Consider the following 12322-nt stretch of genomic DNA (forward strand, 5'->3'; position numbering starts at 1 on the left):
GTGCGGGTAGAATCGTCGCCATGATTGGCTGGAGGCCCACATGGCAAGGCGCTACGAACTCCCGGATGCGGCCTGGGAGTTGATCAAGGATCTGGTTTCCCCGGAACAGAAGATGGGCCGGCCTCGCAGTGATGATCGACTGGTGCTCAACGGAATCTTCTGGGTCCTCTGCTCCGGAGCTGCCTGGCGTGACCTGCCGGAGCGCTTCGGCCCATGGTCGACGGTGTATCAGCGATTTCGTGACTGGCGGGATGACGGCACGTTTGACCGAGTGCTTGAACGATTGCACGTCTGGTTGAATCAGGAAGGCCTGATTGATCTGGATACGTGGATGATCGACTCCACCGCTGTGCGCGCAACCCGAGCCTCTTCTGGCGCCGGGAAAAAGGGGGCCAGAAGAACCGCTAGACCATGCCTTGGGACGTAGCCGAGGCGGTCTGACCACCAAAGATTCACCTGATCTGCGATGCCAATGGGACACCTCTCCATTTCATACTGTCACCGGGGCAGGCCAGCGACATTGCCCATGCTCAGCCGCTCTTGGAGCAGGTGCGTATCCTCGGAAAACCGGGGCGGCCTCGCAAGCGTTGTCGCTGGCTACTGGCCGACAAAGGTTACGATGCTGAGCATCTACGCCAGTACTGCGACCGCTATCGCATGCAGCCGGTGATTCCGCAGCGCACCATGAAGCGCAAACCCAAGCCAGGACTGCCCCGGCTGTTTGATCGGCCGAAATACCGGCAGCGGAACATCATCGAGCGAATGTTTGGCTGGCTGAAAGAGAGCCGGAGAATCGGCACCCGCTACGACAAGCTCGCCAGAAGTTTTGGCGCGATGGTCACGCTGGCTTGCACGCTGCGATGCATACGGCAGTACTTTTCGTACAGAACCTAAGGATGCGGTCTATCTCCTGAAAATACGGTGCTACTCTTGGGAGTGGTGGATTCTTGGCCAGCGTTCCCATCTGAGGCCCTGCAATCCCCCTATATACCAGCTCAAGGAAAGACCAGTGATTACAAACAGGGAGGTCAGAGATGCACCTAGCCTATAGAGCTCCTCGTTTGGGTGAGCGTAGAGCGTTCGATCCTCCAGAAGCATCCTGTGGCATATCTCTGCAGTCCCCCTCTAAGTTGTTGAAGTCTGTTTCTCGTCATATAAAGAATTCACTACAAATGTAATAACGCATGGCCATAACTGGCCAGGGGAGGTTCATCATGCAAAAAAGAAACTACCTTTTGATTGTAGCATGCGCATCACTGTCAGGATGTTGGCTCTGGCCCAAATCAACCCCAGAGACCCCCGGAGAGATGTACGGCTGGCGATCTCTAAATCCTCCCAGGGAAAATGCACTAGGCCGCCAGCTTTTTGCAGGAGGGAAAATTGGCGATCCCGTTATAACTGTTTTGCCAACAGATATTGAAGTAAGCGCTTCAAATGGCGCGGTGAATAGCGAAACGAGTTTAAAACTAAATGCAAATCTTGAGGCGTATATAAAGGGTGTATCTGCCGAGCTGGGATACGATTACGAGACAAGCAAAAAGATCAGCTCTAGCGATTGGAAAATCCAACAAATCAAAAGTTTCGCATATTATCTACCTGTTGAACAACGATTTATATATCAGTGTTTGACGGTGTCTGAATACAAATTTGAAATGACACGGAAAGACGGAGCGACAGCTACCGTTGACGCGGGTGAACTGGCCAAAGTGATCGGCGTGGATAAGGCGAAAATTGGAATCACGTCCACCCCTTCCAGCCCAGACACTCTATCCGCCACTATCAGCAACCCAAATGTATGTTTGTCCTACATGTCGGCTTATTTTAAGGATGTTAGTAGTAATATCTTTGGGGCGGGGGTCTCCGGAAAGTACGTTGATATAACGGGGCAAGAGGGGGATGTGAAATACTCGACCAAATTCACCCTTAACCCCGGCGAGAAAAGTTGGTTCAGGGCACCGCAATATACGGGAAAAGAGTCCCCGCATAAACCGTGGTATCGTATCGCATCCACTCTTAATAGCTCAGGTGTTGCAGAGCTAGAGGTGTGCGTCCAGTACAGAACTGGGCGGCGTGACTATAGATGCAAACTTCTAGACACAGGTAATAATGGAGTTTGGGATCGCCCTTACCATGTAGATACGTTTCCTTTTGGGGATAATCTGTACAAAGTGATTTCTGTCAATATTTATGCCAAGCGAGCGAAAGACAATTCTATCCATATTGACTACGCTCGACTTAGCTACCCAGAGTACAAATTGACGATAAACTAAATTCCCCACCAAGGTTCATACTTGACCCAGCTCTAGCGTTACCTGATAAGTCGTATATCAGGTAATGCTAGTGTGGTGTTTCGCAAGTAGCGCTCATGTTTTGGTCTAGGGATGGTCTGAAGTAGTCATGCGTTTCTGGTTAACTTCAGCGCCTGACGATTTGAAAGCGGCCACTCGATTCGTACTTTTCTATCTTTTTCGCTACCGCGAGCGCTTCGCAGCAGCCATTTTCCGCATTACAGGCGCACCTCTCCTGCGCTGGCCAGCAAATGTCGGCGGGCCATCCACAGATTCGACAGGGCAAATAGTGTCACCATCTGCGCAATATTCTTGGCCAATCCGCGGAAGCGCACCTTGGTGTAGCCAAACTGCCGCTTGATCACACGGAAGGGGTGTTCGACCTTCGCTCGCACCTGGGCCTTGGCCCTCTCGATCTTGCGGAGCGCTTTGTACAAGGCACTGCGCTTACCATGCTTCTCGTAGGTGCTGCGCCGAGCCGCAATCTGCCAGATCACCTGACGACCTGTATGCTCTTCGCGCTTCTCGACACCGGTATAGCCGGCATCGGCACACACCGCGTTTTCCTCGCCGTGCAGCAGTTTGTCGACCTGGGTAATGTCCGCGATATTGGCGGCGGTCACCACCACGCTGTGCACCTGACCCGATTCTTCGTCGGCACCGATGTGCGCTTTAGGTCGGGTAAAGCAGGGGTGTTACCACCCCTGCCTCCCCTGAGAACCGTACTTGAGAGTCTCCCCTCATACGGCTCAAGCCTTCCAACAGCCTGAATAAGACCGGGCTACCAGACGACGCGCTCTTCGGCGCTCAAGGTAAAACGTCCATGCCGGATCAAACGGGTTCGCTGCGCTGCGTATCTTGATATGCCGCACAATCGGAACACTGGCGGCGGCAAAAAGCCAAACCGGTTGGTTCATGCCGCGTGTTTTTTCCTTGGAAGCAAAAACCCAGTGCCGTTGACCCACGGTACGAAAGTATCGCTGTTTCACCCAATGGGCACTTTTCATAGGGTGCCGGCGGACAGCCCAGCGCCATAACACCTGCCAAATTCGATGGTCGATCCACGCGAAGCGCTTAGCCGCGACCACATGACGATGATACATGGCCCATCCCCGGATCACCGGGTTGAGGGTCAAGATGAGGTTCGCCTGCGTCGCCGCCTTGTTTCCGTTCGTAATTTCCCGAACCTTATCCAACAGCGCTTTCACACTCTTGCGAGCCGGAGTGATGAGCAGCTTGCCGGCGTACTTGCGTACGTTCTGGCCGAGAAAATCGAAGCCTTGTGAGATATGCGTGATGTAAGTCTTTTCATCTGAGAGTTCCAGGCCGCGCTGTTTCAGGAAGGCCTCGATGGCGGGGCGAACCTGATGTTGCAGTACAGCTTGCGTGGCACCGGTCACGATGAAGTCATCCGCATACCGTACAACGTGTATTTTGAATGGCTGACGCTGGCGTGCTGTTGCAGCCACGCTTGCGTAGACGACCTCCTCCAGTCCATCCAACGTCCAGTTCGCCAGTACCGGAGAGATGATTCCCCCTTGCGGGGTTCCCGCCTCCGTTGCGAACAAGGCTCCCTGATCGACATACCCCGCTCGAAGCCATTTACGCAGAATCGCTTTATCCATGGGCACGTTGGCGAGCAGCCAGTCGTGGCTGATGTTGTCGAAACAGCCGCGAATATCTCCTTCGAGCACCCAATGCGCTGAGCTGCGTTTCGCCAGAACGTCGAAGCAATAAGCGATGGCGTCGGCCGTTGACCGGTGCGGTCGGAATCCATATGAATTGGGGTCTGCACGCGTTTCGGCAACAGGCTCAAGAGCCAGTTTCCATAGCGCCTGCATGGCACGATCCTGCATCGTCGGAATTCCCAGCGGACGCTGCTTGCCATTGCTTTTGGGTATGTAGATGCGCCTCAGCGGTTGGGGACGGTAACCCCGATGCTGTAACGCGTGTACTCCGTTGGATTTGGCTTCTGGCGTTGACCATATCTTGCCGTCAACACCCGGTGTTCTCTTGCCTCTATTCTCCGTCACTCGTTTCACGGCCAACATCTTGCCGCTGTACGACCGAGTCAGCAGCCGCTGCAAGGCTTGCACCTTGCCCCACCTGCCTTCTCGTGTTGCCTTGGCGATACGTACCTGGAGTCGTTTCACTTGCGCCTCGATCTGGCTCCAGCAGTGGGGCCAGGCCGATGCGAAGTTCGAAGGTGCACCAGTGCTTCCCGCTGCCAGAGCATGGGGTAGGAACACTGTCATCTGCTTCCCTCCGTACAACGGTTGATCAGGTTATTTCGCCATGGAAGACCGCGTGGAAGTCTGCTCGCTTTCGCGCCAAGTGATCTTTCAACCTGTATTCACCTCATTACAGGGCGACCTTCGCTTTTTCCACATTCCTTTACCCGCAGCATCAACAGCTTGCTTTACAGCGCACCTGCCGAAATCGGCAACGCTACGGGCTTACCCTGTTCCGTATGGATTTCCGAACGGGTCGGGCTCCTCGACTTCGCCGGCGGCACCACATCCACGAGGGGCTATCGGTAAGAGCCCCTGCCTGGCCGCACACCTTTTGGTACAAGCCTGTCAGCATCTTTGGCTTGGCTATTATGACGACGTTTATATGAGGTTCACGTGTGTTAGCCGTACCCGTTCATCCCTAGCCCCTCTCCGCCTTGATGCTGGCAGATTCGGTCTGGCCTCGCGGTTCGACCTACCGAGATGTCGGCGGTTACATTGTCCCCAGAGCTTCAGACCCAGCTGTTACCGGCCACGCCTGTCTGGGTAGGGAACGAGTGGTGGAACAATCGGTTCCGTCGGGCGTTAACCTGCGGAACAGAAATCCATGCGACTTTCAGGTCGCACCGCCAAAGTAATACTGGTTGCCCTTCTTCGTTTGATGCATCTCCGGGTCACGCTTGCCGTCCTTGTTCTTGGTCGAACTGGGTGCGTGGATCAGCGTGGCATCGACGATGGTGCCCTGGCGCAGCGACAGACTCCGGTCACCCAGGTAGCCATTGATCACCGCCAGAATCCCAGCCGCCAACTCGTGTTTCTCCAGCAGGCGGCGGAAGTTGAGGATGGTGGTTTCGTCGGGAATGCGCTCCAGGCTCAGGCCGGCAAACTGGCGCAGGATGGTGGTCTCGTACAACGCTTCCTCCATCGCAGGATCGCTGTAGCCGAACCAGTTCTGCATCAGATGTACGCGCAACATCGCCATCAACGGGTACGCCGGACGGCCGCCCTCACCCTTGGGGTAGTGCGGCTCGATCAGGGCAACCAAGCCCTTCCACGGCACCACCTGATCCATCTCGATCAGGAACAGCTCCTTGCGGGTCTGCTTGCGCTTGCCGGCGTACTCGGCGTCGGCGAAGGTCATTTGCTTCATCGGGAAACTCGGGCAACGGGATCGGCGTATTTCACCAGAAACGGGAAGGCTTCTTCAGGGTTTCCCTAAGAATCCGAGGACGGCAATATTCCTATGCGTATCTATCCGGCACCTGAGCTTTTAGTCGAAGGCGTCGGGCAGATAAGACCGGACGCGGTAGAGATGATGCCTGCCTACTCAATGGCTTGATCGTCAAATCCTGACAAACCATGCGAAGGTGATTATTCATTTGCGGTGCGCATGTCTTAAGCCGCGAACCGCTTGGCTTTATGTCATCTGCAATTCCCGGCTTTTCGGTAGCCAGCGGCTTGAGCGTCCGTCTCGGAGGCAAAGAGAACCTGGTTTTTCACCGATACGCTGCCGTAGCTCGGACAGCCGATGGGTAGGTGGTAAACGTGGCTGTTCCGGTTACCAATGATCGATCCGTTCGGGGACAAGTTTTTGGCTACGATGGGCAGGGAGGTGCGCACGCTCTCAGGTGGTAATGAGCTGACGAGGCCGTCGCCTACAGGCTTATATCCAACGTCCATTGCCTTTCGCCAGTCACGAACGGGTTGTGGCGGCCCATGATCGCAGCAATACGGGCATCTCGCTCGACCTCCCAGGTGCCCAGAGGAGGTAAGAGGTTCGGCTGTGGATCGATATTTCACCAGGGTTAAAAGTGCACCTCGGCATTCTTGATCCCCAGTTCACGTAGCACCTGGACCACTTCATCGAGGCAAGAAAACGACTCGACTTGCTCGTGCTCGTCGACCAGAAAAAAGCTGAGACCCTCGTCTTTCTTGAAGAGCACGATCCATTCCTTGGTGTTGGCCGGATTCGGAACGATCTGGGTATCGAACGTAACCCCATCCGCATGCCGGTTCTTGATTTCGGCTCGCTTCATGTCGTTCTCCTCCGTTCTGATCTCATGCGCCGATTCGAATGGGAAGTGGCGCCTTGCCCGGTATTGTCGAGTGCCAGATTTGGCTCTGTCCAGAAAAGGTACAAAAGGACATTTGTACTTCCCCTAGGATCGGTTCGCCGTGGCGGACGTCGTGTCGGCCTCGGCCTGGTCGGTTTCGCATTCAACAGGTCCCACTTCCTGGAGGACACAGCTCGCAAATTGAAAATTCAGACGGCCACTGCGCAAGACTTTGCGCAGGGGGTATGGGGTACTCTCCGGTTGACCCCGCTTGGAGCAAGCGGATGTTTCACTGCGCTGTCATGGACGATCCCTTCTATGTTGGCTGCAAACCAGACTCACATTGCCCTCGCCATCCAGGGGGTGAACACCGACCTTCAGGTGCTCGAATTCAGCGGCGAAGAGGCCGTCAGCACAGCCTACTGCGTCGAGATCGACTGTGTCAGCGAACGTCCGGACATCGACCTGGAGACGTTGCTCAACCAGCCCGCCTTCCTCCGTTTCGGTTCTGGCGAGGAAGGGATTCACGGCCTGATCCATGAGGTGGCCCAGGGCGAATCCGGCAAGCGCCTGACCCGCTATCACCTGACGCTGGTGCCCCATCTGGCCTATCTCGCCCGACGTTTTAACCACCGTATCTTCCAGAATCGCACGGTGCCCCAGATCATCGCCGAGGTACTGGAAGAGCATGGCATCCTCGCCGGTGCCTACCGTTTCCAACTCGGCCCCACCGTCTATCCCGAACGAACCTACTGCGTGCAGTACGGCGAATCGGACCTGGACTTCCTCCAGAGGCTGAGCTGGGAAGAGGGCATCCATTTTCATTTCCAGCATCAACCGGACCGTCACACCCTGGTGTTCGGCGACGACCAGACCGTCTTTCCCAGGCTTGGACGCCCCACGGCCTACGTCCCGGACACGGGCATGGTGGCCGATGAGCCGGTGATCAAGCGCTTCGGCCAGCGCGTGGCCACGCGCATCAGCCAAGTGGCGCAGCGGGATTACAACTTCGAAAAGCCGGCCTTGAAAATGGAGGCGGCGTCACGCACCGACTTCGCCCCGGTGTTGGAGCGCTATGTTTATCCGGGCGGATTCGCTGACCGTGACCGTGGCAAGCACCTGTCCAGACGCCTGCTGGAGCGCGACCGCGCCGACTACCTGTTGTCCGAAGGGCTCAGCGACCAACCCACCTTGCGCTCCGGGCATTTCCTGGAGCTGTCCGACCACCCGCGTGCGGATTGGAACGACCTCTGGCTGCTCACGGCCATCCACCATGAGGGTAAACAGCCGCAGGTGCTGGAAGAATCGGTGACCAGCGACCTTCGTTCCTCGGACGGGGACGACTTCACGCAAGGCTACCGCAACCGCTTCACCGCCACGCCGTGGAACGTGATTTTCCGTCCGCCGCAGCGCCACCCCAAGCCCATGATCCTGGCGACGCAGACGGCGGTGGTCACCGGGCCGCCCGGCGAGGAGGTCTACTGCGACGCATACGGCCGGGTGAAGGTGCAGTTCCACTGGGATCGCGCCGACCAGAACAACGACCAGAGCAGTTGCTGGCTGCGGGTGGCCTCCAGTTGGGCCGGCGACCGCTACGGCGGCATCGCCATTCCACGGGTGGGCATGGAAGTCCTCATCAGCTTCATCGAGGGCGATCCCGACCAGCCCATCGTCACGGGCTGCCTCTATAACGCCGAACGCGAGGTCCCCTACGAGCTACCGGCGAACAAGACCCGCACCGTCTTCAAGACGCTCAGCAGTCCCGGTGGCGGTGGTTCCAACGAGCTGCGCATTGAGGACAAGAAGGGCCAGGAGCAAATCTACCTGCACGCCCAACGCGATTGGGACCAGGCCATCGGCCGCAACCAGACCGTCCACGTGGGGCATGAGCGCCACGACAAGGTGGAGGCCAACAGCTACACCGAGCTGAAGGCCGAGGAACACCACACCGTTCATGGCGCTCGCAAGAGCGAACTCAAGGCCGATGACCATCTGAGTGTGGCCGGCAGTCGCCATGAGCGGGTAGGGCAGGTGCTCACCGTTCATGCCGGACAGGAAGTGCACATCCAGGCTGGCGCGCACGTGGTCATCGATGCCGGCGCCAGCCTCACGCTGCAGGCCGGCGGACAGCACATCGTCATCGGTCCGGGCGGCATTCTCAGCAGCACGCCGATCAACGTCGGCGGCGCACCGACGCCGGGGACGCCGGCCAAGCCGTTGCCGCCAGGGCAGGCCGACGACGCCGAGACGAGTCAACCGGGCTCTGTGCTGACGCTCCCGCAAATTCTGACCTTCAAACGCAACGCGCCGTTCTGCGAGGAGTGCGTGAAGTGCAAGGACGGTACCTGTGTCTATACCTTCTGACGCCTTGAGCGTTCGCGAGTGGTTGGCCTCCCAGTCGCTCGATGAGGCGCGCCACCTTTACGTGGTGATGAGCAACGCCAGCGATGCCAATCCGCTGCAGAACTACTACCAGCAGGCCAAGCCGGTGGTTCCGCTGCCGCTCTGGGAGGGCACGCCTTATGCCGGCTGGCAGGAGGTCATGCCCTATCTCGGTGAACTCCACGCCGAGAGTCCGTTCTTCGACTGGATCGAACGACAAACCGAACAGGACTGGGGCTGGTTGGCCCTTTCTTCCTATTCAGCACAGACCGTGCGAGACCACCTGCGCGGGCTGACCCAGGTTCGGATGCCGGATGGCGCGGACGTGTTCTTCCGCTACTGGGACGGTCGCCACCTGGCCCCGATCCTCACTCACCTCGGTGGAGCAGCGGGCGACCTGCTTCCCGTGTTCGAACGCTACTGGATCAACGGCCAGACGCTTTCCGTCGAGTGTCCTCCACTTCCGCCCGCCAAAGCCTACCCCTGGTGGGACGTGCCACCGGACCTGCTCGCCAAACTCAGCGCAGAAGACCCTGCGCCCCTGGTGGACGATCTGATGCAGTGGCTGCGCGAAGCGCATGCCGACCTGTACTTCGTCCTCCCCGAAACCAACCTGCGCCTGAAAGTCGAGCACTTCGTGCGTCATCACCCCGATCCACTCGACGACCTGAGCGGACGCCTCAAGGACTCTCTGCAAAAGGAATTGACCCCATGATCAGTCTTCCCTTCAACGCCGTGTTCATGTTGAACGGCTTGTATGCCAGGCAACCGGATGGGCAGGTGAACATCGCGCAGTTTAAGCAGAACATCCTGAAGGATTACAAGGAATACGCCGACGGCTTCTTCACGGCTTGGGCGCTGGACGTCGATCAGCGGCTTTCCGTTTCCGACAATCGCAACAACGAGCTGACCGTCCTCAAGGGCGACAAGGACGCGCGGAAAATCTCCGGATATGCCGCCTGTCCCGCCAGTGGGCAACTCAAGCTGCTCCATGCCTTCGAGTCGGTCCACTTCATTCCGATTGGCAATACGCCCTATCAGATCAGACAGGCGATCTCATCCTGGGGCGAGAAGCGCCAGGTCATTTCCGGTGTGCTGGACAGTGACGGCATGGCCACCGTCACGGGCTGTACGCCGAACAGCCTGTACGAAATCGCGTTCTACCCGGACGTCAGCCAGCGCGAAGTGGACGCCCTCCATGCGTCCTACGAAGGGGTCATCGCCAACTTGCACGATTGGCTGATGAACGAGTGGAACACCACGATCATCGAGCAATGGAAGGCCATGGCGCCGGTGGGCGACCCCAGACGCCTGAAGCAAATCAACGACGCGTTCATGGCGGGGATGGGGAACGCGCTGAAGAGCCTCTGGGACGACATCAAGATGCTCTTTCACGTCCTGACGAACCTGGACGATTACGCGGCGATGCTCCTGAAGTTCATCAGCGAAGCCGATTTCGCGAAGCTGAAAGCCCAAGCGAAAGAGCTGCTTCGCACGGCATTGCTGATCGTCAACGATGAACCGCTGATGTTCTTCTACGCCTCGGCGGTGGTCTGCTGGGCGCAACTGCTGCCACCGACGACCGTGGCGGAGATGATCTCCGAATTCGCCAGTGGACTCCTCTTCGACATCCTGCTGGGTATCGTTCTCTCGGGCGGTGCCGGGCTGGCCGTGCGCTATGCCGTGAAGGGCGTCAGGACGGTCAAGGCGTCCGGTGGCGTCGTGATCTTGGAAAAGGCCATGCAGAAGCTCATCGACCTGAGCCGGGGGCATGCGCTCAAGCGTCACGCCGAGGCGGTCGAACCGCTGGCGGTGAAGGGCAGCGCGACGGTCAACAGTTCGCAAAAAGCGACCGTCCAGATTCAAAGCGCGGCCCAGGGCATTTCCCGCGTCGAGCCGGACACCCTGCCGATCCGTCGCGGCAAGGCGCAGAACACCCAGGTCAGCGAGAGCCGAAAGGCGGACGATGTTTCCACACCCGCCAAAACACCCAACGACAAACCCGCCGACAGCGCCCAAAACACCTGCACCAACAACTGCCCGGTCTCCATGGTCACCGGCGAGGAACTGCTCACCCTCACCGACGGCGAACTGGATGGCCTGCTGCCCTTCCCCTGGACCCGCCTCTACCGCACCAGCGCCGCCGAGATCGACAGCGGCCTGGGCTATGGCTGGAGCCACAGCCTGTCGCACCGTCTGGTGCAGGAAGGCGACAGTCTCATCTGGATCGACCATGAGAACCGCCGCACCGTCTTCCCGATCCCCAGCGTGCAGCGCCCGGCGATCACCAACCGGCTGTCGCGCGCGGCCATCTACCTGGGCGACGACCCGGCCGAGTTGATCCTCGCGGCAGCCGGCGACACACCGCGCTTCTACCACTTCCGCCGCGATACCGGCGGCGGCTACCTGATCGCCATCAGTGACGCCTACGGCAACCGCCTGGAGCTGAGCCGCGACCTGCTCGGCCGCATCCGCCGCCTGAGCAGTCCATCCAGCCGCGCCCTGCTGCTGCGCTATGAAGGCAAGCACCTCGCCGCGGTGGACTACCAGGTCTATCGCCCGGCCGACAACGAAGAAGCCTGCTGGCAGACCGTGCAGACCCTGGCGACCTACCGCTACAACGAAGCCGGCCAGTTGCTGGAGGCCGCCAACGCGCTGGGCGAAGCCGAGCGCTACCGCTACGACGCCCAGAACGTCATCCTCGAACGCCAACTGGCCGGCGGCGCGGCCTTCTACTGGGAGTGGCAGGGCGAAGGCAAGATGGCCCGCTGCGTGCGCCACTGGGCCAACTTCCAGCAGATGGAAGCGCGCTACCTGTGGGACGACCAGGGCGGCGTGACCGTGATCAACGCCGACGGCAGCGAGGAAGTCTACGTCCACGACGAGAACGCCCGGCTGATCAAACAGGTCGACCCGGACGGCGCCCAGACCCTCAAGTCCTACGACGAGAAGGGCCAGCTCATCGCCGAGCAGGACCCGCTCGGCGCCCTCACCGAATACCGCTACGACGATGCCGGCCAACTGTTGGCCGTGGTCCCGGCAGAAGACGAGCCGGTGACGTACCAGTACAGCGGTGGTTTCGTCAGTGCCGTCAGTCGCGGCAAGGCGACGTGGAAATACCAGCGCAACGCTCAGGGGGACATCACTGCGCAGACCGACCCGGATGGCCATGTCACCCACTACCGCTACACCAGCAAGGGCCGGCTCCAGCAGATCAGCCATCCCGATGGCAGCATTCATCAACTGACGTGGAACGATCAGGGGCAATTGATCGAGGAGCTGTTGCCCAACGGCGGCCAGCGGCGCTACCGCTACGACGCCCTCGGCCGGCAGATCACCCGCCAGGACGAGAACGGCGCCATCACCC

At 58.9% G+C, this 12322-nt stretch carries 6 protein-coding genes and 4 pseudogenes; 5 read left to right on the plus strand and 5 right to left on the minus strand.

The annotated features are described in order from the left end of the window. The first annotated feature begins 40 nt into the window (after positions 1–40). Together BZL41_RS26320 and BZL41_RS28270 are read left to right on the plus strand one after the other, a co-directional pair. A pseudogene (locus BZL41_RS26320) lies at positions 41–894 on the plus strand (IS5 family transposase). Positions 895–1214: 320 nt separating this feature from the next. Then, a complete protein-coding gene (locus BZL41_RS28270) occupies positions 1215–2270 on the plus strand; it encodes a hypothetical protein (protein ID WP_143518162.1) in 1056 nt (351 codons plus the stop codon). 236 nt (positions 2271–2506) lie between these two features. Here the strand turns inward: BZL41_RS28270 and BZL41_RS26325 are convergent. The 5 genes and pseudogenes from BZL41_RS26325 to BZL41_RS26345 all read right to left on the minus strand — a co-directional run. Continuing rightward, a pseudogene (locus BZL41_RS26325) lies at positions 2507–2962 on the minus strand (IS5 family transposase); the annotation flags it as partial. A gap of 75 nt (positions 2963–3037) precedes the next feature. Beyond that, positions 3038–4543: a group II intron reverse transcriptase/maturase gene (gene ltrA / locus BZL41_RS26330; protein WP_095601992.1), complete on the minus strand. Its 1506-nt coding sequence runs from the start codon at positions 4541–4543 to the stop codon at positions 3038–3040. A gap of 604 nt (positions 4544–5147) precedes the next feature. After that, a pseudogene (locus BZL41_RS26335) lies at positions 5148–5669 on the minus strand (IS5 family transposase); the annotation flags it as partial. Between the two features lie 272 nt (positions 5670–5941). Next, a pseudogene (locus tag BZL41_RS29230) lies at positions 5942–6285 on the minus strand (deoxyribonuclease I); the annotation flags it as partial. A 39-nt stretch (positions 6286–6324) separates the two neighbouring features. Next, positions 6325–6555: a hypothetical protein gene (locus BZL41_RS26345; protein ID WP_095601993.1), complete on the minus strand. Its 231-nt coding sequence runs from the start codon at positions 6553–6555 to the stop codon at positions 6325–6327. 336 nt (positions 6556–6891) lie between these two features. On the opposite strand from BZL41_RS26345, the gene tssI reads away from it, so the two are divergent. The 3 genes from tssI to BZL41_RS26360 all read left to right on the plus strand — a co-directional run. After that, positions 6892–8937 (plus strand): type VI secretion system tip protein TssI/VgrG, encoded by a 2046-nt coding sequence (gene tssI / locus BZL41_RS26350; protein ID WP_095601994.1) that lies wholly within the window; start codon positions 6892–6894, stop codon positions 8935–8937. Next, positions 8927–9670: a DUF4123 domain-containing protein gene (locus BZL41_RS26355; RefSeq protein ID WP_095602000.1), complete on the plus strand. Its 744-nt coding sequence runs from the start codon at positions 8927–8929 to the stop codon at positions 9668–9670. Before tssI ends, BZL41_RS26355 begins: the two co-directional genes overlap by 11 nt. Further along, on the plus strand, positions 9667–12322 hold a 2656-nt coding region (locus BZL41_RS26360; RefSeq protein ID WP_143518164.1), incomplete at its 3' end, for a DUF6531 domain-containing protein. The genes BZL41_RS26355 and BZL41_RS26360, both read left to right, overlap by 4 nt.

Origin of the sequence: Pseudomonas sp. PIC25, from assembly GCF_002286785.1 — a bacterium.
Taxonomy (GTDB): Bacteria; Pseudomonadota; Gammaproteobacteria; order Pseudomonadales; family Pseudomonadaceae; genus Pseudomonas_M.

What these genes read in the sequence shown, in the direction of transcription:
- BZL41_RS28270 (WP_143518162.1), top strand. Translation starts at nt 1,215, where the DNA reads ATGCAAAAAAGAAACTACCTTTTGATTGTAGCATGCGCATCACTGTCA.
- ltrA (WP_095601992.1), bottom strand. Translation starts at nt 4,543, where the DNA reads ATGACAGTGTTCCTACCCCATGCTCTGGCAGCGGGAAGCACTGGTGCA.
- BZL41_RS26345 (WP_095601993.1), bottom strand. Translation starts at nt 6,555, where the DNA reads ATGAAGCGAGCCGAAATCAAGAACCGGCATGCGGATGGGGTTACGTTC.
- tssI (WP_095601994.1), top strand. Translation starts at nt 6,892, where the DNA reads ATGTTGGCTGCAAACCAGACTCACATTGCCCTCGCCATCCAGGGGGTG.